Annotated in this window: 2 protein-coding genes; both read left to right on the forward strand. The window is 55.5% G+C overall.

The features are described from left to right. Positions 1 to 20: 20 nt before the first annotated feature. On the forward strand, positions 21 to 467 hold the full coding sequence (locus HMPREF2792_RS07660) for a DUF4192 family protein (protein ID WP_070532488.1): 447 nt from the start codon (positions 21 to 23) through the stop codon (positions 465 to 467). 91 nt (positions 468 to 558) lie between these two features. Further along, a partial coding sequence (locus HMPREF2792_RS13160; protein ID WP_070532491.1) for an IS3 family transposase occupies positions 559 to 830 on the forward strand: 272 nt, incomplete at its 3' end.

The following is an 830-nucleotide window of genomic DNA, read 5'->3' on the forward strand; positions in this document are numbered from 1 at the left end:
GATTGAAAGGAGCGCCAGAAATGGCCACCACCATCATCTCCAACCGCGAGAACTACCTCGACCGCATTGCCCGCCGCGAGTTCGCGCCCTCCAAGTCCAACCCGATTGCCCTGAGCGTCCTAGCTGAAAGCATTGAGCACCCGCTCATCCGTGATCTGTACTTCGACCGTACCCCCAACGAGTACGAGCAGCGCGCCTGGATTAACGTAGCGGACCTTGCAGAGTCGAACTACGCGACAGCTAACGCATGGTGCCTGGCAGCATTCCACTCTACCAACGAGCAGGACATCAACTACTGCATCAACAAGGCGCTCGATGCGGACCCGACTCACAAGCTGGCTGGCCAATTCTTGGACGCGATCAACTTAGGACTCGCAGACCGCCTTCAACAGGCCACAGCCAAAGGCGGTCACAAAGCCCGCACAATCTACGAAGCAAAGACTGAGCTTCTAACCATCGAGCGCTAAACCGCCAATAGGGGAGGGGGGACCTGGCCCCCGTTAGGTAGACACCTGATATCCAGCCCGGTTGGGTTGGGAAGAAAGGTAATCTACCACCATGCCTAGGTACTCCGAACAGTTCAAACGTGATGCTGTGGCCCTCTACGAAAACAATGAGGACCTCTCACTTCACACGGCTTCAGCAGAGCTAGGAATCAATCGTTCTTCACTTTATTCCTGGCTTAAGCAGTACGGCACCGGCAAGCGTGCCCACTCGAAAAACATGCGTGATAAAGCTCAGGCGACGACTGATTCTGAGCGGATCCGCCAGCTAGAAAACGAAAACGCAAAGCTGCGTGAAGAACGCGACATCCTGCGCAAGGCTGCTAA

This window comes from Corynebacterium sp. HMSC068H04, assembly GCF_001811255.1.
GTDB classification, from domain to species: Bacteria; Actinomycetota; Actinomycetes; order Mycobacteriales; family Mycobacteriaceae; genus Corynebacterium; species Corynebacterium hesseae.